The sequence below is a fragment of the Ferruginibacter profundus genome (assembly GCF_054783275.1).
In genome coordinates this window covers 2,155,480-2,176,867 of record NZ_BAAGQW010000002.1, presented here as the reverse complement: position 1 = coordinate 2,176,867, position 21,388 = coordinate 2,155,480, and the positions used below count along the sequence as shown (strand labels likewise).

The following is a 21,388-nucleotide window of genomic DNA, read 5'->3' as shown; positions in this document are numbered from 1 at the left end:
CAATATGAATACCAAAAGAACTTTACAATTAGTAACCAGTATTACTGTATTGGTTTTCAGTGCCTGCTCTTCTGATAAAAAGCAAACAACAGTAAATACAGATGCAGCTGTTGAGGTAAATCTATCCAAACCATCAGGAGATGAACAACAGGCAATCAACCTGGGCGGCCAAATTGAAGCAGCACAATCGGTAAATGTAAGTACAAGGGTAATGGGATTTATTACCATGCTTAAAGTAAAAGTGGGCGATCATGTAAGTAAAGGGCAGTTACTGGCCACTATCAGCAACCAGGATATTGTAGCGAAGAGAGCACAAACCGATGCAATGATAATTGAAGCACAGGCCGCTTTGGGCAGTGCACAAAAAGATTATGACCGCTTTACAATTTTATACAAACAACAAAGCGCTACCGCAAAAGAACTGGATAATGTTACGCTGCAGTATAATGCTGCAAAAGCAAGGGTGGAAGGCGCTAAACAAATGCGTAATGAAGTAAATGCCATGCTGGGTTATACCAGTTTAACTGCACCATTCAGCGGTATCGTTACACAAAAACTGGCAGAGCAGGGTAATATGGCCAACCCCGGAATGCCGATATTAACTATTGAGCAAAGCGGCAGTTACCAGGTAAGCGCCTCAGTTCCTGAAAATACCATCAGCCAGGTTCAGCAGGGTGCGGCAGCAATAATTACCATCAAAGCACTGGATAAAACTATCAGGGGCAGTGTTACACAGATCAATCAATCATCGCAGTTTACCGGCGGGCAATATATTGTAAAAGTAAGTATACCGGATGCAGATAAAAAAGATCTGTATGCAGGCATGTATGCTAATGTTACTATTCCTGTAACCAATACTGTTGCAGTAAAACCAGTATCCAACATGGTGTTGGTGCCACTTGCAAGCATTGTACAAAAAGATCAGCTGACAGGTTTGTATACTGTTGGGGCTAATAATACGGCCTTGTTACGCTGGGTACGCCTGGGAAAAACCTATGGCGATAAAGTAGAAGTATTGAGTGGCCTGGAAAAAAGCGAAGCCTTTATTTTAACCGCATCAGGAAAATTATACAATGGTGTTCCGGTAAAAATAAAATAAGTGATCAGCAATAAATAATTACAAACGCATTAATTCAAATAAATGAAAAACGGTTTTTCAGGAAATATAGCCAAAGGATTTTTACAATCTAAATTAACGATACTGTTGATGATCGGCTTTTTACTCATTGGAGGCTACAGTACTTTTTTAATTCCGAGAGAAGAAGAACCGCAGATAAAAGTACCGATGGCGGATATTTTTATTGGTTATCCCGGTGCCGAACCCAAAGATGTGGAAACTAAACTGGCAGCTCCAATGGAAAAAATAATTTCCAATGTAAAAGGGGTGGAGTATGTGTATTCAACTTCTATGAAAGGGCAGGCCATGCTGATCGTACAATTTAAAGTGGGTGAAGATGTGGAGCGCTCATTGGTAAAACTGTACAGCGAGTTGATGAAGAACATGGATAAAATGCCGCAGGGCGTTACCATGCCATTAATAAAAACAAGGGCCATTGATGATGTGCCGGTACTGGGGCTGACTTTATGGAGTGAAAAATATGATGACTATCAATTGAAACAAATCGGCCAGGCATTGACCAATGAAATAAAAAAGATAAACGATGTATCAGACATCAATATTTCAGGTGGCAGAAGCCGTGAGGTAAAAGTATTGCTGGATAAAAATAAAATGGCAGAAAATCATATTGACTTTTTATCGATCAGCAAACAGATACAGGGCAGCAATATGCAAATGCAGAGCGGCAACCTGTTGCAGCAAGACACGGCCTTTGCTGTTGAAACCGGTAATTTTCTCAACAATGCTGATGATGTTGCCAACCTTGTTGTTGGCATCAATCAACAACAGCCGGTTTATTTAAAGCAGGTAGCAAAAGTAGAAGATGGCCCTGAAACCTCTCATCAATATGTTTTGTTTGGTTATGGTAAAGCAGATACGTCAAAAGCCAATGCTTTTAAATCCAATTATCCTGCGGTTACATTAAGCGTTGCAAAAAAGAAAGGTGCAGATGCTATGAAATTAGCTGAACAGATCATTAATAAAGTGGAACACCTTAAAAAAGAACTATTGCCCGGTGATGTACAATTAACGATAAGCAGAAATTATGGACAGACGGCATCTGATAAAGTAGCAGAATTATTATTTCATTTATTCATCTCCATTGTAGTAGTTACTTTATTTGTAATGCTGGCGATGGGTTGGCGTGGAGGATTGGTGGTATTCTTATCTGTGCCTGTTACGTTTGCATTAACGTTGTTCAGTTACTATTTTATGGATTATACACTCAATCGTATAACCTTGTTTGCCCTGGTATTTATCACTGGTATTGTGGTAGATGATTCCATCATCATTGCAGAAAATATGCACCGGCATTTTAAGATGAAAAAACTGCCGCCGCTGCAGGCTGCTATCTATGCTATCAACGAAGTCGGTAATCCTACCATATTAGCTACATTTACTGTTGTTGCAGCAGTGTTGCCTATGGCATTTGTATCGGGTATGATGGGACCCTACATGAGCCCGATGCCGATTGGCGCATCCATTGCCATGATGTTATCACTGATTGTTGCGTTAACGTTAACTCCGTACCTAGGTTATATTTTTCTAAGGGAAAAAGAAAAGAAAGGGGGTAATCACAAAGAAAGCAAACCCGTTACACTGGAAGAAAGCCGTATCTATAAGATCTATCGTGCCTTTATTAAACCCATGCTGGAAACACGTTGGAAACGCTGGACATTTATAATAAGTATTGTGGTGATTCTTTTAGGATCGATGCTATTGTTTTATACCAGATCGGTGGCGTTAAAAATGTTGCCGTTTGATAATAAGAATGAATTCCAGGTGGTGATTGATATGCCCGAAGGAACTACGCTGGAAAAAACACAGGCCGTTGCAAAAGATATCGCATCGTATGTATCCGGCCAGGCATTAGTGGAAAATTATCAATTGTATGTGGGTACCGCTGCACCCATCAGTTTTAATGGTTTGGTAAGGCACTACGATTTGCGCAGGGGAGAAAATGTGGCTGATATACAGGTGAATTTAGTGGATAAGGGAAAGCGGAGTATGCAAAGCCATGATATTGCCAGACAAATGCGTGGACCAATACAGGCCATTGCTAAAAAATACAATGCCAATGTAAAAATTGTGGAAGTGCCGCCGGGCCCGCCGGTATTGTCAACCCTGGTGGCAGAAATTTACGGGCCTGATTATAAGGAGCAGATAAAAATTGCACAACAGGTAAAAACCTTGTTCAGCAAAACAGCTGATGTGGTAGATGCAGACTGGATGGTGGAAGATGATCAGCCGGAATATCATATTGAAGTGGATAAAGAAAAAGCGATGCGTTATGGAGTTGCTACGGCGCAGGTAACCGCAACAGTTACTGCAGCATTATCCGGAATGGTGGCAGGGAATATTTACCAGCCGGCATCGTACAATCAAACCGTTATTAAACTGCAATTATCGGATGCTGATAAAGCCGGCATGCAGGATATTCTTGACCTGAAAATTATTGGTATGCAGGGTAATGCAATACCCATAAGAGATCTGGTAACAGTAACCAGGCAGATCAAACAAAAAAGTATCTACCGTAAAAATCAAAAAGAAGTAGTGTATGTACTGGCTGATATGTCGGGTAAATTAGAAAGCCCTTCTTATGCTATTGCTGCTATTTCCGACAGCCTTAAAAATATTTCTGTTCCAAAGGGATTTTCACTGAATGAAGAATATACCCATCAACCTGAACTGGAAGATAATTACACTTTGAAATGGGATGGTGAATGGCAGATCACTTTTGAGGTGTTCAGAGACCTGGGTATTGCATTTGGAGTGGTGATATTATTGATCTACATTTTAATTGTAGGATGGTTTCAAAACTTTACCGTGCCATTGGTAATGCTGGCGGCCATTCCTTTATCGTTGGTAGGCATTATATTGGGCCACTGGATGCTGGGTGCATATTTCACTGCCACATCAATGATTGGTTTTATTGCACTTGCCGGAGTAATGGTCCGTAACTCGGTACTGCTGATCGACTTTATTAATATCCGTTTAAGAGAAAACATTCCTTTACAACAAGCCATCATAGAAGCAGGTGCAGTAAGAACAACGCCGATACTATTAACAGCAGGTGCGGTTGCATTGGGTGCCATCATCATTTTATTTGACCCGATATTCCAGGGGCTTGCCATTTCACTGATGGGGGGAACGATCACGTCTACATTTCTTACTTTATTGGTAGTGCCTTTATTGTATTATAAAATGATGCGGAAAAAATATCCTGATAAATAATTAAAATCTTTTTGTATGAAATTTTTTATAGTAACCTGTTTAAAAGAATACCAGGATGAAGTGGTGAAAATATTTAAAGCAGCCACCATCAATGCTTTTAGTGCAACTGATATTGTTGGATTTAAAGACAACCGGCCGCCCCGTCTTTTAGAAGAATGGTTTGCAAGCGGCGATGAAAAATTTGATTCCACCATGTTATTCAGTTTTACAACAGCCGAAAATGCGGCACTTGCAATAGAGTTGATTAAAAAGTTCAATGCATCAAAGGCAACTGATTTCCCCATAAGGGCATTTGTAGTACCGGTGGAAAAATCTATTTACTGATAATAAAAACTAAAAAAATGAGAGAAAGAATTGTTCGTGCCGTTGCCGGTGCTTTTGTATTGATAAGTATTATACTGGTACATTATGTAAATAGCAATTGGATCTGGCTGGGCGTTTTTGTGGGTATTAATTTACTGCAGTCGGCGTTTACTAAATTTTGCCCGCTTGAAATAATACTGGATAAAGCGGGTGTAAAAAAGTAACGGTTAAAAAAATTGCCATTTGTTTGGGCTATTAGGTATTTTTATGTTGTAATTAATTTTTACAGCAATGAATAACCTGAGTGGTTTTGAGTCGGTTTTTGAACCGGCTCTCGTAAAAGAAATGTTCGAGTCCGGCGAGATCAAACATTTTAAGGAAGGCGATATCATCATGGATTATGGCAAATACATCCGTATGATGCCATTGATCATCAACGGCACTATTAAAGTGTACCGAATGGATGAGCATGGCAAAGAAATATTGCTGTATTATTTATCCAGCAACGAAAGTTGCTCGATGGCCTACAGTTGTTGTGTGGAAGCGAAGAAAAGCGAAGTAAAAGCCATTGCAGAAGATGATGTGGAATTATTAGCCATACCACATACAAAACTCGATGACTGGTTGTGTACATATCCCACCTGGAAAAACTACATCATGCGTAGTTTTAACGAACGTTTTTTAGAATTATTAAAATCTATTGAAAGTATTGCCTTTCATAAACTGGATGAACGCCTGATCGCTTACCTGAAAGAGAAACAAAAACTCAGCGGCTCCAGTGTGGTAAAAACATCCCACAATCTTATTGCCGATGAATTAGCTACATCACGGGTGGTGGTATCCCGTTTACTGAAGCAACTGGAAAATGATGGAAAAATTTTGTTGTATAGGAATGAGATAAAGTTGATGAAGGAGTTTAATTAAACTACAATACCTTTTCTCTTTTATAAAATTGCAAATATAAATAATTACATTCGGAGCTCCACAAAATACAATTGTTATGTTCAATAAATTATTCGGTCGTTCAAAAAAGGAAGACGATAAAAAAGAAGATGAGAAAATAGATCTTTCTTTAGGTTATGTTCGTTTGGAAGAGTTTAAAGATTATCTCATTAATAGAAAGTACGATAAGTTTGAAAGGGAATATGAATTATTGTATTGGGATGCTAAAACCCCACTGGCGCAAGTGTTCTTCCGAAGGAAGGCCACTTGTGTCTATTGATCTTAGCGGTTTGCAACCGCGGCATAAACTTACACAAGACAAAAGATACATCAATTTTAAAAATATCCCAACCTCCAATTAAATATTACAAGTGATCAATTTTTAATAGCCCATGTTCATTACTATAATAATCAATTGCACTGCTGTATTTATAATGCCAGGGTTCCCATACCAACCCACTTCTTACCGGGTTCTCATGTAAATAATTCAACCGCTGTTGTATTTTTTCTGTTGTGTTCAATTCTACGGGATGATAATCCTGCTTCCAGAATTGATAGTCTTTATTATTACTATTGCCTTGCCCGGTATAGCGGAATATATTCAACATCCATTCTTTTCTACTCTCACTATTATTTTCCTTTATAGATTTTATAATTTGCTTACTGGTATATTTCTTAAGGTCTCTTACAATATTTTCCAGTTTGTTATTGTTACTGCTGATGATCAAATGTACATGGTTGGTCATTATTATCCAGGCATGTAAAACCATTTCTTTTTGTTGCTGACAATATTGTAAACTTTCAATCATTATTTCTTTATACTGTTCTCTGCTGAATACATCAATCCAGCCAACAACTGAAAATGTCATGAAATGAGGTATAGCATCTTCGCCAACTTTATATTTACCGGACATAGCAGGACTTTTAATATATATTTAAGACCTGTTAATTTTAAATGGCGTTGCAAGGCAGATGTTTTAATTATATACAGCGAATGGCAGGGAGTATTGGAAAAGGAAAAGGTTTTTGTGTGGCGAAGTGTGTGCCGCGGTTGCAAACCGCTAAGATCAATAGACACAAGTGAACTGCCTGCGGCAGAACACTTGCGCCAGTAGGGATAAATAAAAAAACACCGACTAAAGCGGTGGTTTAAAATAATTTTCAAAGCTATCTTACACCATCACCGTATCTGATGCATGTATAACACCATTAGAAATTTTAGCTTCTCTTACAGAAATGATGCTGTCTCCAATATGAGTGACACCGTCTTTTACAAGTACCAACAGATCTTTACCGTTAATGCTGGTTAATTTATCGCCATCTTTCAGTGCATCAAAAGCAATTTTGCCACTAACGATATGATTATTGATAAGGTCGGCCATTTTAGCACGGTGTTGTGGTTCCAATAATTTTTCCATCGTGCCTTTTTCAAGTTTATCAAATGCAAGGTCATTGGGAGCAAAAAATGTATAGGGCCCAGTGCTGCTCAGCAACTGATCAAGGTCAGATGCATGCATACCTTTCTTTAAAGTTTTCAGGTTTTTATCTACGTTAACTACCTGTGTAATATTTGACATGGTATTGTTTTTTATACCGGCAGTATTACCGGCAATCGCAGGAAGGTAGTCTTTATAGCCCAGCTTGTGGTGTTAATGTTTGTGAGTACCGGTAATTTGTAGCAACAAAAGCAGGCGATGAAGTGTTCTCGAGGCGAATATGAAAATCGGGAATATGATTAAGAGATTTATTCAAGTATTTCAAATCTTAAAATTGCTTTGAAGTAAAAATCTTTATCCGTACAAGAAGTGAGTAAGCCCTTTTCTATAAAGCAGTATCTACCATCTAAATACTGTTGCTTAAGATATGATTGATTATATACGATTTTCATTTTGAGTTTTATAAAAACATGTGCAAAACTGCCGCCGTCATTTTTATAACGTGTATATTTTATTTTACAGGAACTTGATTTGCTATATTTCTGTATCAATGAATCAAATAACAAAGTGTTGTCGGTATGCAAGGTATACTTTGCTTTTATACTGTCCAGTATATTTATAAAACCCTCATCGCTTTTTTCAACAGGCATATATAAGGTATCACCATTAAAAACATTCCCTTTTTCATAGAAAAAGCCGTAGCTGGAATTACTACGATTATCTTTTCTGTAAAATTTGTCATCGATTGTATAACCGGTTAATAAATAGAAATAGCCAGTTAAAGAATCGCAAACCGGGTTTAGAGAGTAGGAATAAAACTTTTGCCCTTTTGCCGCTACACCACTCAGGCTTAATGCTACAATTATCATTAATGTCTTCATCTGTACAGTTGTTTATAAGATATAAAAAAAGCGCAGACATTTGCTCACGCCTTTGTAACTAAAACATAAAACAAAACATTACTCCTTTATGGTTATCTCCACACCGTCACTCCAATGTTTATACTCTGGTGTATAATATAAATACGTGTTGCCTGATTTGCCTTTGTAAGTACCCGGCACTTCTGCTTTCAGGTCAAGATTGATAGTCTTGGTTTCATTAGGTGCAAAGCCCATCCAGTAAAACACTAAATAATTATCAAAAATTTCATAGTACGCAGCCTGGTTTTTTTCCATCAGTTCCTTTAACTGCCAGGGCTGTGCAGCAAGCCCTGCAGGGATACCGATCTTGGCAATAGCCATAGGTTGCAGCGTGGCTTTGGTATTGGTGACTGCAATTTGCAGGCGTACTGTTTCACCCACTTTTGTTTCGGTTGTTTTTAAACTGGTGCTCAGTTGTAACTCTGCCTTAGCGCTGTTAGGCGGTGTAAAAGTATTGTAGGCTACTTCTAAACTGTAAGGCAGGTTCTTGTCTTTCTGGCTATAGTTTACGGTAAAACTATTATTGCCTTCCTGTACATTTTCTGTAATGGGTTTATCCACTGTAACGGCTTTATTGTTGAGTGTAAAATTTACCGGCACCTCTTCATTGATATGGCCGAGAAATTTGGCATATTCTACAATGGCTTTTAATGCCAGCACCGTAGATTGCGTGGAGCCGTAACCGTAATAACATTTTTCTGACAGTATTCTTGAGACAAGATCTGCAACCCTGCCCATTTGTGGCGCTGGCGCTTTCATTAATGCCATGGCATATAAAGCACAGGTTTCTACTCTTAAAGAAGCATCTCTTGAATTCACCACACTTGTTGCTGCATTAAAATTTACTTTTTCATATTGTTTGTTCAGTTCATCCATCAGCTGGTTAAAAGCAGCCGCATCTTTCATATTCTTTGCAGCTATAGCCATCATGGCCAGTTGATAACCATCTTTACTTTCCAAAGCTTTTTGTACCGCTTTTTCGTATTCTTTCTGAATTTCTTTTCCTATGCCTGCCTGTGTAAGTGCATACACAATATAAATATTGGCAATTTTATTAGGCACCGAAGCAAACTGGTCGTAACCACGATTTTGAATATTAAACGAACCATTTCCATCCCTGCGGCTGAGTAAAAACTCTTTGGTACGCTCCAGCATTTTTTTATCTACCTCAATAAATTCCTGCATGTCGGTAAACTCCATTAATCCGTAAGCTGTTAATGCTTCATGTGGTGGTGTGTGGCCAAACCATTCAAAGCCATGCACTGATGTTTCAAAACCGATCAATCGCTTATAGCCACGTTCAATATAATCCAATGCTTTCTGTTCAATAGCAGGGTTGGATTTACCGGATTCTTTTAAATACTTCAGGATATAAATATTGGGATAAGTACTGGATGATGTTTGCTCAAAACATCCGTTTGGTTCTCTCAGCATCGACTCGATACCATCTAACAATTGCCCCTCTATATTTTTTAATAATTTCAGATTGGTTTTTAACGAACCCGGTATCATTTTACTGATGGTAAAATTATGCTGCGCTGCTTTGTTGCCGGAGAAAGTAGCGATAACAGGAAACCCTTTTTCTGTAACCACCACAGGCAATGAAACCGATTCGTTATCAGTAGCACCGGTAACAATAAATTGTATAATGCCTTTAACAGCACCGGTAGCTTCTGCATGGATTAATAACTGTACAGCACTATCCTGTTTTACCATAACTGTATTGGTATAACTGCTGTTTTTAAAATTACCAGGGAACATTACAGAGATGTTGAGTTGCATACTTTCTGCACTGTTATTTTTTATCACCAGCGGAAGTAATGCTTTATCGCCTACGGTTAAATAAGGGGGAATTTTTGCATCTACCTGCAATGCATTTTGTACAGCATAGGTAGCTTCTGCCCTTCCTAATTTTCCATTGTATCCAATACCTTCTGTAATAGCCCTGAAAGTGGTAGACGCATCGGAGTTATAAAATTCCACAGATGCTTTTCCATCATTATCAGTTTGTACAACAGGGTTCCAGTAAATAGTTTCCCTGAAATCTGACCTGTTGCTGGTTGCAGTGCTGGTATATTTTGGCACATAAAATTTCCTGGCTACTGCATACGCAGTACCCGTTGTATACACTTGTTGCGAAGTGTAATAATAGTTTTTGGTGAATTTAATGCCCATCCTTTCATACTTGTATTTTTTAAGTTCTACTATAATAACGCCGTTAGCAGCCCGGCTACCATAGAGTGGAGTAGCAGATGCATCTTTTAAAACTGTAACATTTTCTATATCATTGGTGTTAATTGTATTGAGGTTGAGTTGTTCCATTGGAATACCGTTTACAACAAACAAGGGCGGGTTATTATTTAATGTTGCCATTCCCCTGAGTGCAATTTTTAAATCGCCACCAGGATTTGCATTACCACGTATTTGTACACCGGCAACTTTGCCTTGCAATGCCATACTCCAGTCGTTGAAATTATTAATTTCTTTTGCTTGTATTACAGCAACAGAACCAGTGACGTCTTTTTTTCTTTGTATACCATAGCCTGTTACCACAACTTCATTTAATGCCATGTTTTTATTAGGCATTGGCAGTCCTGCATTTGTTTCCTCTTGTTTTTTATTTTCATTTTTTGCTAATGCAGGAGTAAAAGGGGCAAGTGCACCAAAATCTACCGGTTTTGAAAGAAGTTGTTTAAAATCTTTTGTCTGTGTAGGATTGTAGCCCACACCATTTTGCAATACCTGGATATTTATTTTTTCTTTTTTATCAAAAGATTGTGCAAAGAGGTAATAATTTTTTTGTGGCTCCAGCTCAGAAAAGAAGAACATACCTTCTTTATCAGTTTGTATTTTAATGGCTTTTCCGCCAGGTACGGTGTTGATCAAAAACATTTTGGCCTGCACCGGCTGGTTAGCAGTATTTACAATTTTGCCGCTTAGAATATTATACTGATCGGGCAGGTATTTTAATTTTCTTTCGTTTTGTACGTATTCTATATAATCAAAATAGCGGTAACCTTGCGTAAGCATCAGCAGGTCTAACGCTGCAACAGCCTTAGGTTCGTCTTTCTTAAAATAAAATTGTGGTTCTTCAATTTTACCTTTCAGTTCACTGCTAAGTAAAAGCCAGCTGAGAATATGGTCTTGTTTATCATCGGCAAACGTCCACAGTTTATCGTCTACCACTGCCAGTGAAAAATTTGCAGGCACTGCGATGCCTTTTTCATCAACCGTTTTAATAGTTAATAAAACTTTTTCACGGGGTAAATATTTTTGTTTGTCGGTGGTAATGCTTACACTCAGTTGTTTGTCTTCATTTAAAAATACCAGCCTTTCTGCTAAGGGTAGTTCATTGGTTTTGTATAAAGTAAACTGTGCAATGCCTGCAGGAAAAATATTTTCATCGATACGGATCTCGTTTTCTCCTTTTAATAAAAAAATAGTTTGTGTATGATAGTTAACAGATTTGGTACTGGCTTTTAATATTACTTCCATATCTGTTGCGGCATTCAGTAATACTGTAATTTTTTTGTTGGCCTTTTTTATTTGCATTACCACACCATTGACAGATGCAACGGGCAGATCGAATTGCTGTGCAATATTAGATGGTGAAGTGATCACGGCTTTATATACCTGTCCGGCCTGTGGTGTAAATAAAAATTTACCCATCCCAAAATGATAACTTTCAAACGTAGTGATGGTATTGCCTTTATTATCGGTAACATAACCTTTTATATCGGCAGCTTTTCCATTTTCATTTAATGCTTTAAAAGCAATATAGTTGCTGATACCATTTACCAGGGTGCCGCCTTCGGGCATAAATTGCAGGTCGATTTTATTGAGCACAATCGGAATACTTCTTGAAATAGCTTCTGTGTAGGCGTCATAGTCAACAGTTACATTCAGTAAGCCATCAGTTGTAGCGAGATTTGCGGGTAATGAAAAATTAATAATTGCTTTTCCTTCATTATTAGTTTTAAAAATTTGTGTACTGATCGTTTCGCCACCAACAGATACCGTATATTTCGCCAAGTAATTGCGTATGGGTTCGTTGGCAATATTACGCATAGAGAAATTAGCTTTTACAGCACTGCCTGCACCATAACCCTTTTCCGGGAAATCTAACTTTAGTAAGACTCTTGGCGCCAGCACTTTTTGTAAAGTAATCTCTTTTACAAAAAAACGGTTTTCATTTTCATTCATCATCCAGCTGGTGTAAGCTCTTATTTTATAGATACCCCCAACGGCCAGCTCACTAAAATCAAAGGAACCTTCGGCATAACCATTGGTAACTTTAAAGGTTGATTTTTGCGCAACCGTACCTGCAGGGCTTACCAGCTCTGCATATACCACGCTGCTTTGGTAGCTCGGCGTCTGGTCCTGCGCTTTTACCAGGTATAATTTAAAATACACCACATCGCCGGGTTTATAAAAAACATGGTTGGTTTGAATATAGATTTTTTCTTTAGTGGCAGCATAATCCTGTGCACTTGCTGCGTAAGAAAAAATAAGTGATAATAAAACAAGGATGCTATTGTATAGATTTCTTTTTTGCATGAGATTAAAATTTAGTAGATACAGATAAGCCAATGGTATGATAAGAGGGTATATTGAAAAAATCCAGTCCTGAAGTTCCGGGTTGATCATTCAGTAATTGATTTACATCCGCACCTTTGTATGCCGACCACAATATAATATTGCTGGCATATAAAGAGAATGTCAATTGTTGTAAATATTTTTTTGTTTTAGGTTTATAAGAGAAGCTGATGTTATTTAACCTGATACAATCTCCTTTTTGTATATAAGATTCAGCAACACCGGTTGGGCCGTAACGTACCCAACGGTTTTGTTCTACCGGTAATGAAGGGTTATAAAAACTTACAGGAATAGTATTAGGTTTACCGCTAACATCAACGCCTTTAAAAATATAATTAGTGGTATTGCGCAATGCAGCTGAAGTAGCAGATCTTCCATAGTAATCCAATAATGCTTCGGTGCCATTCCATATATCACCGCCCTTACGCCATTCCCAATCTATGTTAAGTCCGAAATATTTCCAGTTTAAAGTATTGGTCATCTTTACGGTAAAATCAGGTGTAGGATCACCAATAACTGAGGGTATATTATTTACTACAGGAAAGCCATCCGCACCAATTATAATATTGTTATTGGCATCCTTTAAAAAACTATTACCCACAATGGTACCCACTGGCGCACCTTTTACAACGGCTTTGTTTACATCGCTGAATCCGGCAATGGGTGTAAAATTATAACCGGCTTTTACGGCAGTTACTTTGCTTTGGTAAGTAGTAAAGGAAAAACTATTGCTGAAGGAGAGTGAACTGCCACTCCGGTATTTTGAATACAGGTCTAAACCCACTTCAATACCCTGGTTACGATGATCGGCCATATTTACTAATTGCAGTTGATTGCCATTCATTACCGGGAAAATATCGTCATTCGTTTGGCGGGTAAAATAATCAACAGACAATGTAGCCCTGCCTTTATAACTCAATTCAATTCCGGTATTGTATTCCTTGTTTTCAATTGCACTCAGGTTATTAAAACTGTTTACTTCTGTAAGCGGCAGGTGCTGCATTGCAGTAACGGCTGCATATTGCACCGATGTATTTTGTGCAAACGACCTGTTGAGCGCCAACTCACTGTTGAAGCGGATAAAACTGCCTTTTATTTTTGCTGCTAAATAGTCTATACCCAAAACCTTATTATGTCTTGCATAAAATGCCACGGTGGGCAGAAAAAAATTATGCTGTGCAGCAGTATTGGAACTATATATTTTATCAGCTACTGTTATGGCGGACTCAAAATAATCTGCTAAAAAATTTTGTGTGTAAGTAACGGAGGCATCATGTGCAGTACGCTGGTAACTATAGGCTGAAAAGCCTGGTGTATAATCAATACCAGAGCGGTTATTGCTGTAAATGTAATTAGCGGTAAAATTACCCCTGAATTTATAGTCTCTCCAATTAACAGGAAACTGAGCATAAAGATTTAGAAAATAATTGGCATCATGTGTATTCCTGTTTACTGCAATACCGTTTTCAAAAAATGCAGTACCGGGTTGGTAACCCTCATTGCTGTGCTGCTGAAATTTTTCAATGGATTGCGATAATTTTATTTTGTTCCGCTTAAAATATCTTTCGATAGTAAAATCGCCGGTGTAATGCTGTTGTAAAAAATGGTTGCTGTTATTTTCCAGTAAGAAAAAAGGATTGTCCGCATACAGGCTGTAACTTCTTTGGGATGTGTTTAAGATATTTCCCTGCCGGTTATCAAAACTTACCGGGGTCAGCAATGCCTGCTGGTAAACCCGGTTTAAAAAACCATTGCGGTTATTATTGGAAAAAATTTCCTGCCGGTAATTATAGCTGCCTGTTAAAGTAAATTTTTTGACAAATGTTTCCGCCGATGCAGAAAAATTAGCTGCATTATTTTTATTGTGAATGATGATACTGTTATCATTGCTTTGGCCTGCCTTAATGGTAACATTTAACAGCTGCTGGTAATTTTTACGGTAAATACCCCGTATTGTAATGGCGTTGGAAAACAAAGCTGCCGTACGAAAAATGGATGGGGTAGAGATAGAAGATTTTTTTCCATTACCCGTGCCGGCAGCTACAAGTTGTCCGTTTATGTCATAGGGATAATTCGTTCCGTCATATTCCAATGTATACAGTGCAGGCCCGTAACTGAATAATTCATTGGTATGTGGTCCCTGCCAGCTTAATTGCCCGTTTACAGAACGGCCCTGCGCAAATTGCTGTTGCAAGGCCGGCTGTTGATTACTATGCCTTACCGCAATTACTGAAGAAAATGTGCCGCCAAAGTAAAAGCCTTCATCAGTAAGCTGCTGCAGTGTTATGCTGTTATCTTTTTTGATGCGGATATCATGCACCCGATAATCACGTGCCCAGAAATTACCCCATGTGTTGTTACTGTTAAAGTGTAACGGAGACCTGTCGATGCTGTTACTAGAATCAGCTATTTTATTTTTTTTTACCTGTAAAGAATCTTTACTGATCAGTGCCTGGTAGGCATCAGACAGCACGGGCTTTACATCCTGTGCAGTAGCTATAATGGGCAATAGTAATAATATAAGCAGTGTAACTTTCATCAGTTATTGTTTTTGGTATTAGGGTGTTGCTATGGTCTTTAACGGATGCAAAAAGAAAAGCGATTGCATAAAAATATTTTTAGCAAAAAATAAAATGTTGCCTGCAGCACACTTCATGCAGTGATTTATTCAATTCATGCCGGTTGATAGGCGGCCTCATTAAATGCAACCCTACTTTCGTACCTTATTAAACACATACTGATAATGAAAAAGAAAATTATAATTACGCTTATAGCAATTGCACCCTTGTTTGCCGCAGCACAATTAGGCGGGTTAATGAACAAGGTTAAGAATAAAGTAAACCAGAGAGTAGATAATAAAGTGGATAAAGCCATCGATAAAACATTAGATAAAGCAGAAGGGAAAAACACAGCTGATACGCCGCCTGCAAAAACTGCAGGTGGTGCTGACGCTGCACTGGCTAAGGCTGATGAAGGAGTAAAAAGTTTTACGAAGTATGATTTTATTCCCGGAGAAAAAATTTTATACTACGACAATTTTGAACAGGAGGCCGTTGCAGAATTACCCACCGGGTGGAATACCAATGGTTCAGGTGAAGTAGTAACGCTGGAGAAATTTGCCGGCAAATGGTTACGGGTGCATAATCCATTTGTTTACCTCACCAGCAATACAAAAGAACTGACTGAAAATTATACTGCGGAGTTTGATATCATTCTGCAACTAAAAAATAATGGCTGGATGTACCCTACTTTTTCAGCCGGATTTTTTGCCACCAATGGAGAAGGCGGTACAGATAATGTTTTTTTAAAGGACTTTAATAAATATACCGCTGTAATGGGTACTATTTATCCTGCTGAAAACAGTACCAGCAGGGTGCAGTTAGAATCTTTTACTGATGCCAGGACATATTTTAAAAGTGAAGCCAAAATGTATGGCGACCTGGATAAATATTATGGCAAACCAGTTCACGTGGCGATACAGGTACAAAAACAACGTTTCAGAATGTGGATCAACGAAACCAAAGTTTTTGATGTGCCCAAAGCGGTGGATACCGGTTATAAAATGAACCAGTTATTTTTTAAAGTAGGCGCCACCAATTATAAAGAAGAGCAGTATGGGATTTATATCAGCAATATTAAAGCGGCCACCGGCGTACCGGATACAAGGCATAAGTTAATTGAAGAAGGGAAATTTTCTACCACCGGAATTTTATTTGATGTAAATGCAGCTACTATAAAACCGGAGTCGTATGCTGTGGTAAAGGAAATTGCAGGCGTATTAAAAGAAAACCCGTCGGTAAAAATAAAAGTGATCGGGCATACCAGCAGTGACGGGGATGATAATGCCAATATGGAATTATCTAAAAAAAGATCGGCAGCTGTAAAAGATATGCTGGTAAAGGATTTTGGTATTGATGCAGCAACAATTGAAACCGAAGGCAAAGGAGAAACACAACCGGTTGCAGATAACAAAACAAAAGAAGGGAAAGCGGCTAACAGGAGAGTGGAATTTATCAAATTATAAAATTGTTGTCAAAAAGAAAGAAAACCAAAACAACATGCAGCTGAAGCTGAATATAAAATTTAGCATAGCTTTTATAAGCCTGCATTGTATACTGCACGAGTTGCATGAACTGGTACACACTGCTGTGGGGCGGCTGATCTGTGGTTGCTGGGGACAAAGGGATTTTAACGTGTGGCAACTTTGCGAAGGATGTATGGAAAGCCATTCCATTGCAGTACTGGCGGTATTTGCAGGACCCGTGTTTACATTTATAATGATATGGTGGGGTGTGTATTTTTTAAAAGCGGGGAATACCGATCAACAAAAAGCATCGGGCTTTGTGCTCATTTTTGCCAGTAACCCTTTTGCAAGAATTTTTACAGCTGCCATGGGCAAAGGCGACGAAGTTTCAGGATTAAATACCTTGTTTCACAATCATATTATTGCCTGGGTTATAGGATCAGCGATCGTGTTACTACTCACTGTTTATCCTTTGTACAAAGCATTTGCAGTAATCAGGAATAAAAAAAGAACGGGATATTTTCTACTCTTTTTATTTGCACCCATGATACTGGATCTTGTTGTTGTTTTTGGTTTAATGAATACGCTCCTAAAAAAAGATATACTGAGTGATTACTGGATATTAGGTTCACCTGCATTGGTAACGGTATTTACAGTTTTGGTGACAATAGTTTTCATGATCAGCAGAAAATGCATTCACACACTTACAAGATAATAGAATAACCGACACATGAAAAACCATTTACGCAATGTAAATGGTTTTTTGTTTTCGGCTGATGCTACCCGGCATATTTTAAACTACAATTCAGGTAACACTTTCTTCAACTCAACCACGGGTACATTGTTTCTGCATGTAGTTGTCAGCAATTTTGTGTAATAACCAATCAAAAAAAATAAGTCATGAAAAAAGTAATTACAATTTTAGCCGGCATCGTATTATCCGCTTCGGCATTTGCTCAACTATCAATCGGTGTACATGGTACCGGCAATCTCAGCAGTGCTGTGCTTAATACAGATGATTTTATTCATCCTGTAAAAAAAGCAAGAATGTTATCCGGCGCAGGCATTGTGGTCAATTTTGCAGCCAGCGAAAAAATCAGTGTACGCAGTGGCGTTAATTTTTTACAGCACGGCGTAAAAATTACAAATTCTGTTGAGGGCGATCAAGGTAATGGATTTGCCATAATAAAATTTGAAGGAACTGCTGATCTGAATTACCTGCAGGTTCCGGCAAATATTTTATACACTATTCCTGTAAAAAATTTTGAATTATTCGCAGGTGGAGGGCCATATTTTTCTTTTGGGATAGGTGGCAAAGTCAAATCTGCTACCACCACCATATTTAACGGCACAACTGAAATTGTAAAAAGCGAGCAGGATGCTTTTAAAAAGGAAGCTGATAATGGTGCTGGTTTTAAAAGAGCAGATTATGGTGTGGGGGCTGTTGCAGGCATTATGTTACCTAACAGGTTGTATGGCAATATCGGGTATCAGTTAAGCTTTGCTAATATCGATGATACGGACGGAGGCAAATATAAAAACCGTGGGCTGCAATTGACTATCGGATATTTCTTCCGGGGTGGAAAATAATACCGCAATTTTATTACAGGCAGAAAACTATGATACTGCCTGTAATTTTTACTTTCTGCAATTCATGTTTGTAAAAATTCAATTCATTCACAAGCCCGTTTTTAATCACTCCCTTTTGTAAGAGTTTTGCCCTGGTAATATTATTTTCTAACAGAAATAAATGAGTATGAAAAAAATAAAAAAAATATTAAAGTGGACAGGTATTGTGCTGCTGATCCTGGTATCGGGTATTGCGGTTGTAACTGCTTCGAGGCAAAATTTAAAATACGAAGCGCCGTATCCAGACATTCAAACTACTAAAGACACTGCTGTGATAGCAAAAGGCAGGCATCTTGTAAACGCTATTGCGCATTGTAATGATTGCCACAGCAAAGCCAATAATGATTCATTGCTCAACCTTGGCCAGGATGTTTCTTTAAGCGGGGGTGTTGCATTTGATTTACCCGTGGGTACTATTTACTCTGCCAACATTACGTCTGACAGTACATACGGTATTGGAAAGTTTACTGATAAAGAAATTGCCAGGGTATTGCGTTACGGGGTGCATCCCGACGGATCGGTGGTATATGATTTTATGCCCTTTCATAATTTAAGTGATTCAGACCTTACAGCCGTGCTTTCTTACCTGCGTATGCAAAAACCGGTTGCCATTAAAAAGCCGGACAATAAACTGAATATTATGGGCAACATTGTAAAAGCGTTTTTGATAAAACCTGTTGGCCCTTCTGAAGCAGTACAGGCAACGGTACAACCAGACAGCACTGCGGCGTATGGAAAATACCTGGTGTACAACGTGGGCAATTGTAACGGATGCCATACTGAAAGAACATTAAGTGGCGAATATACAGGAGAACCATTAGCCGGCGGTAACGAAATGCCCAATGGTATGATCACCCCAAACCTTACAACGGATAGCAGCAGCAGGATATTTGGCTGGAGCCAGGAAGCCTTTGTGAATCGTTTTCGTGCAGGTAAACTAATACCGCAAAGTGAAATGCCATGGAACTCATTTAAAAGAATGAATGATATGGAATTAAAGGCGATCTATAAATTTTTGAAAACTGTAAAACCGGCAAAAACAAAAATGCGGAAAAAGTAATACGGTCATCTTTCCAAAAAATTAATTCATGAAAAAATACGCATTTATCCTGGTTGCAATTTGCAGTGTACTGGTTACAGTGGCACAAAATAAGCCGGCATTACCTGATATCAATAAAATGATGACGATGAGCCCGCAGGAGCTGGAAGCCTACAAACAAAAAATGCTGAAGCAGGCGAGCACACAGGCCAAACAAATTGCCGCAACCAATAATTTAAAGATCAATGAAATGCTGTTACCGGATTTTGAATTAAAGCCACCGGTAAAAGATGTTAAACGATTGTCGTTGCTGCCGGTACAGCCACCCACAATGATACAATTGGCAGATGGGTTAAAAAAATCGATGCAGCAATTACAATCGGTAACACCCAAAGCAGTACTGGACGAAGTAAAAACAATTACTACGCAACAAACACCGGCACAGCAACAAAGTTCTTCAGTAGCTGAATTTTATGCCGATAATCCTGTGCAGGCTTTGCTCATTTCAATGAATGCCGCTTTACAAAACCCGGGAGAAGTGGCAGGATGGAATAACCTGGCAGCGTTGTATAACATGACAGGATTGGAACATAAGGCGATTCCTATTCTGATGCATCACCTGGCAAATGAGCCCAACAACAGTATGCTGCTGAATAATATGGGCCAGGCTTTCTTAGGCCTGGGCGATCTTGCTAAAGCAGAAGATTTTTTAAAGCAATGTCTTATACAGGACCCTCTGCATCCTGAAGCTAACAGAAGCATGGGCATGATCAGGTTTTTTCAAAATCAATTTGAAGAAGGACAGAAATATTTTGAAAAGGAACTGGAAGTGGCCCACCGCCGCTCCACACTCGCCAATTTAAAACGTAAAGGAATAAAAATCAATCTTGCAGCCATACGTAAAAGAAGAACGGGTATACCACACCGTGACTTTTTTGAAGAGATCGGGTTTTCAAAATTTGCAATGCCCGATCTTCCGGAAACGGCAGGCCAATCAGCGCAATGGCATGCTGATAATGCTGTGTATCTAAAATCGCTGCAGGGGGAAATGTTTTTCTGGATGAATGCCGGGGAAATTACAGATGCGATAAGAAAGGAAGAAGGAAAAAGAGCACCGGGTTTTTATGCAGATCTTGAAAGTGAATTGATGAGTGATTTAGGCGATGAGTTTGCTCCGCTTTTGGGTTTACTGCCCGAAGATGAAGCAAACCATTTACAACAGATCATTACAGGGTATTACGATAAGCTGAATGCAACAGTATGCCCCGAGCCACCTAACACACCTGGCGGTGGTGCCGAGCTTATGCTAGCTTACCAGCAAAAATGCTGCGACTTAAAAAAGCCTATAGCTGATGACTATGTAAGCAGGCGTAATGCTTTTATTAAAAACAGGTACAACATAGTTAATACCCGTTGGAAAGAATACATTAACGCAATGATCAGTTATGTACAACTGAATCCAACAGCGGGGAATAAAAAAATGGTGTATGCTACCGTAGCCGAATATTTTGGTTTTGTTGCCAATACTATTGCAACCGCAGTTTGCTTTGAAGATAACCCCGGTGGCTGTATACCCGGTAAAATGAGTTCAGAAGAAGCTGATGGTATCATTGCTGCAAGCCATAACATAGATTTTAACTGCCCCGGCTGGCTGAATATGGAACTGGATGTACAGGTAGCAAAAATAAAAGCTGATTGTTCTAAATATGCGCTTGAAGGCAGTGCTGCTGTTTTCAGGGGTGGCTACGAGCATAATTTTAAAACCGGTACTTCTACATTATCTGCTGGCGTGGGAGTAAAGGCAAAATTCTTTGCAGGGGCAGGTGGTGCAGATATCAAACAAATGGTGTACGTATCATTTGATAATAACAACGAGTTCAGCGATTTTGGTTTAAAGGGAACAGCCTCAGTAAAAGTTGGTGATACACCTGCCGACATCGCAGGCGGTATTGCAAAAGTGGGCGGTATTGTAGCAGGCGTGGAAGGCGGTTATACATTGGGTATTAATTCCGGGTTCAATTCATCAGTTAAAGGCAAAGGCATCATTGCTGATTTTATTAAGATCGATAAATCTTTGTAAATAAAAAATATTGCACCCGGAAGATGATAACACAATTGATACAAATTTTAAAACAGTTGATACAAAAG

Annotated in this window: 17 protein-coding genes; 12 read left to right on the top strand and 5 right to left on the bottom strand. The window is 38.7% G+C overall.

Annotated elements, in window-relative coordinates:
- The first annotated feature begins 4 nt into the window (after positions 1-4).
- The 6 genes from ACYVM0_RS19435 (at position 5) to ACYVM0_RS19410 (ending at position 5,876) form a co-directional block, all read left to right on the top strand.
- Entirely contained in the window at positions 5-1,099 is a 1,095-nt protein-coding gene (locus tag ACYVM0_RS19435; protein WP_460559745.1) for an efflux RND transporter periplasmic adaptor subunit, read from the top strand.
- Between the two features lie 42 nt (positions 1,100-1,141).
- Positions 1,142-4,351 (top strand): efflux RND transporter permease subunit, encoded by a 3,210-nt coding sequence (locus ACYVM0_RS19430; RefSeq protein ID WP_460559743.1) that lies wholly within the window; start codon positions 1,142-1,144, stop codon positions 4,349-4,351.
- Between the two features lie 15 nt (positions 4,352-4,366).
- Positions 4,367-4,675 carry a hypothetical protein gene (locus tag ACYVM0_RS19425; RefSeq protein ID WP_460559741.1) on the top strand — a complete coding sequence of 103 codons (309 nt, stop codon included), beginning with the start codon at positions 4,367-4,369 and terminating at the stop codon, positions 4,673-4,675.
- 17 nt (positions 4,676-4,692) lie between these two features.
- Positions 4,693-4,878 carry a YgaP family membrane protein gene (locus ACYVM0_RS19420; RefSeq protein WP_460559739.1) on the top strand — a complete coding sequence of 62 codons (186 nt, stop codon included), beginning with the start codon at positions 4,693-4,695 and terminating at the stop codon, positions 4,876-4,878.
- Positions 4,879-4,945: 67 nt separating this feature from the next.
- Positions 4,946-5,578, top strand: coding sequence for a Crp/Fnr family transcriptional regulator (locus ACYVM0_RS19415; protein WP_460559737.1), 633 nt, complete (start codon positions 4,946-4,948; stop codon positions 5,576-5,578).
- A 76-nt stretch (positions 5,579-5,654) separates the two neighbouring features.
- Positions 5,655-5,876 carry a hypothetical protein gene (locus tag ACYVM0_RS19410; RefSeq protein WP_460559736.1) on the top strand — a complete coding sequence of 74 codons (222 nt, stop codon included), beginning with the start codon at positions 5,655-5,657 and terminating at the stop codon, positions 5,874-5,876.
- Between the two features lie 85 nt (positions 5,877-5,961).
- Here ACYVM0_RS19410 and ACYVM0_RS19405 read toward each other — a convergent pair whose 3' ends face one another.
- The 5 genes from ACYVM0_RS19405 to ACYVM0_RS19385 all read right to left on the bottom strand — a co-directional run bounded on the left by ACYVM0_RS19405 (position 5,962) and on the right by ACYVM0_RS19385 (position 15,087).
- Positions 5,962-6,510, bottom strand: coding sequence for an REP-associated tyrosine transposase (locus ACYVM0_RS19405; protein ID WP_460559734.1), 549 nt, complete (start codon positions 6,508-6,510; stop codon positions 5,962-5,964).
- Positions 6,511-6,768: 258 nt separating this feature from the next.
- Positions 6,769-7,173 (bottom strand): fasciclin domain-containing protein, encoded by a 405-nt coding sequence (locus tag ACYVM0_RS19400; protein ID WP_460559732.1) that lies wholly within the window; start codon positions 7,171-7,173, stop codon positions 6,769-6,771.
- A 167-nt stretch (positions 7,174-7,340) separates the two neighbouring features.
- On the bottom strand, positions 7,341-7,901 hold the full coding sequence (locus ACYVM0_RS19395; RefSeq protein WP_460559730.1) for a hypothetical protein: 561 nt from the start codon (positions 7,899-7,901) through the stop codon (positions 7,341-7,343).
- A gap of 90 nt (positions 7,902-7,991) precedes the next feature.
- Positions 7,992-12,509: an alpha-2-macroglobulin family protein gene (locus tag ACYVM0_RS19390; protein WP_460559728.1), complete on the bottom strand. Its 4,518-nt coding sequence runs from the start codon at positions 12,507-12,509 to the stop codon at positions 7,992-7,994.
- 4 nt (positions 12,510-12,513) lie between these two features.
- Positions 12,514-15,087 carry a TonB-dependent receptor gene (locus ACYVM0_RS19385; protein ID WP_460559726.1) on the bottom strand — a complete coding sequence of 858 codons (2,574 nt, stop codon included), beginning with the start codon at positions 15,085-15,087 and terminating at the stop codon, positions 12,514-12,516.
- Between the two features lie 204 nt (positions 15,088-15,291).
- Here ACYVM0_RS19385 and ACYVM0_RS19380 point away from each other — a divergent pair, with 204 nt between their 5' ends.
- The 6 genes from ACYVM0_RS19380 (at position 15,292) to ACYVM0_RS19355 (ending at position 21,320) form a co-directional block, all read left to right on the top strand.
- Positions 15,292-16,572: an OmpA family protein gene (locus tag ACYVM0_RS19380; protein ID WP_460559724.1), complete on the top strand. Its 1,281-nt coding sequence runs from the start codon at positions 15,292-15,294 to the stop codon at positions 16,570-16,572.
- A gap of 34 nt (positions 16,573-16,606) precedes the next feature.
- Positions 16,607-17,287 carry a hypothetical protein gene (locus ACYVM0_RS19375; protein WP_460559722.1) on the top strand — a complete coding sequence of 227 codons (681 nt, stop codon included), beginning with the start codon at positions 16,607-16,609 and terminating at the stop codon, positions 17,285-17,287.
- Between the two features lie 15 nt (positions 17,288-17,302).
- Positions 17,303-17,449 carry a hypothetical protein gene (locus tag ACYVM0_RS19370; protein WP_460559721.1) on the top strand — a complete coding sequence of 49 codons (147 nt, stop codon included), beginning with the start codon at positions 17,303-17,305 and terminating at the stop codon, positions 17,447-17,449.
- Between the two features lie 23 nt (positions 17,450-17,472).
- Positions 17,473-18,162 (top strand): porin family protein, encoded by a 690-nt coding sequence (locus ACYVM0_RS19365; protein ID WP_460559719.1) that lies wholly within the window; start codon positions 17,473-17,475, stop codon positions 18,160-18,162.
- Positions 18,163-18,328: 166 nt separating this feature from the next.
- On the top strand, positions 18,329-19,261 hold the full coding sequence (locus ACYVM0_RS19360; protein ID WP_460559717.1) for a c-type cytochrome: 933 nt from the start codon (positions 18,329-18,331) through the stop codon (positions 19,259-19,261).
- A gap of 28 nt (positions 19,262-19,289) precedes the next feature.
- Positions 19,290-21,320 carry a tetratricopeptide repeat protein gene (locus ACYVM0_RS19355; protein WP_460559715.1) on the top strand — a complete coding sequence of 677 codons (2,031 nt, stop codon included), beginning with the start codon at positions 19,290-19,292 and terminating at the stop codon, positions 21,318-21,320.
- Positions 21,321-21,388: the final 68 nt, after the last annotated feature.

Coding starts and splice junctions, on each gene's coding strand:
- ACYVM0_RS19370 (WP_460559721.1), top strand. CDS start 17,303: ATGAAAAACCATTTACGCAATGTAAATGGTTTTTTGTTTTCGGCTGAT.
- ACYVM0_RS19405 (WP_460559734.1), bottom strand. CDS start 6,510: ATGTCCGGTAAATATAAAGTTGGCGAAGATGCTATACCTCATTTCATG.
- ACYVM0_RS19380 (WP_460559724.1), top strand. CDS start 15,292: ATGAAAAAGAAAATTATAATTACGCTTATAGCAATTGCACCCTTGTTT.
- ACYVM0_RS19410 (WP_460559736.1), top strand. CDS start 5,655: ATGTTCAATAAATTATTCGGTCGTTCAAAAAAGGAAGACGATAAAAAA.
- ACYVM0_RS19375 (WP_460559722.1), top strand. CDS start 16,607: ATGCAGCTGAAGCTGAATATAAAATTTAGCATAGCTTTTATAAGCCTG.
- ACYVM0_RS19420 (WP_460559739.1), top strand. CDS start 4,693: ATGAGAGAAAGAATTGTTCGTGCCGTTGCCGGTGCTTTTGTATTGATA.
- ACYVM0_RS19360 (WP_460559717.1), top strand. CDS start 18,329: ATGAAAAAAATAAAAAAAATATTAAAGTGGACAGGTATTGTGCTGCTG.
- ACYVM0_RS19430 (WP_460559743.1), top strand. CDS start 1,142: ATGAAAAACGGTTTTTCAGGAAATATAGCCAAAGGATTTTTACAATCT.
- ACYVM0_RS19390 (WP_460559728.1), bottom strand. CDS start 12,509: ATGCAAAAAAGAAATCTATACAATAGCATCCTTGTTTTATTATCACTT.
- ACYVM0_RS19435 (WP_460559745.1), top strand. CDS start 5: ATGAATACCAAAAGAACTTTACAATTAGTAACCAGTATTACTGTATTG.
- ACYVM0_RS19395 (WP_460559730.1), bottom strand. CDS start 7,901: ATGATAATTGTAGCATTAAGCCTGAGTGGTGTAGCGGCAAAAGGGCAA.
- ACYVM0_RS19400 (WP_460559732.1), bottom strand. CDS start 7,173: ATGTCAAATATTACACAGGTAGTTAACGTAGATAAAAACCTGAAAACT.
- ACYVM0_RS19415 (WP_460559737.1), top strand. CDS start 4,946: ATGAATAACCTGAGTGGTTTTGAGTCGGTTTTTGAACCGGCTCTCGTA.
- ACYVM0_RS19425 (WP_460559741.1), top strand. CDS start 4,367: ATGAAATTTTTTATAGTAACCTGTTTAAAAGAATACCAGGATGAAGTG.
- ACYVM0_RS19385 (WP_460559726.1), bottom strand. CDS start 15,087: ATGAAAGTTACACTGCTTATATTATTACTATTGCCCATTATAGCTACT.
- ACYVM0_RS19365 (WP_460559719.1), top strand. CDS start 17,473: ATGAAAAAAGTAATTACAATTTTAGCCGGCATCGTATTATCCGCTTCG.
- ACYVM0_RS19355 (WP_460559715.1), top strand. CDS start 19,290: ATGAAAAAATACGCATTTATCCTGGTTGCAATTTGCAGTGTACTGGTT.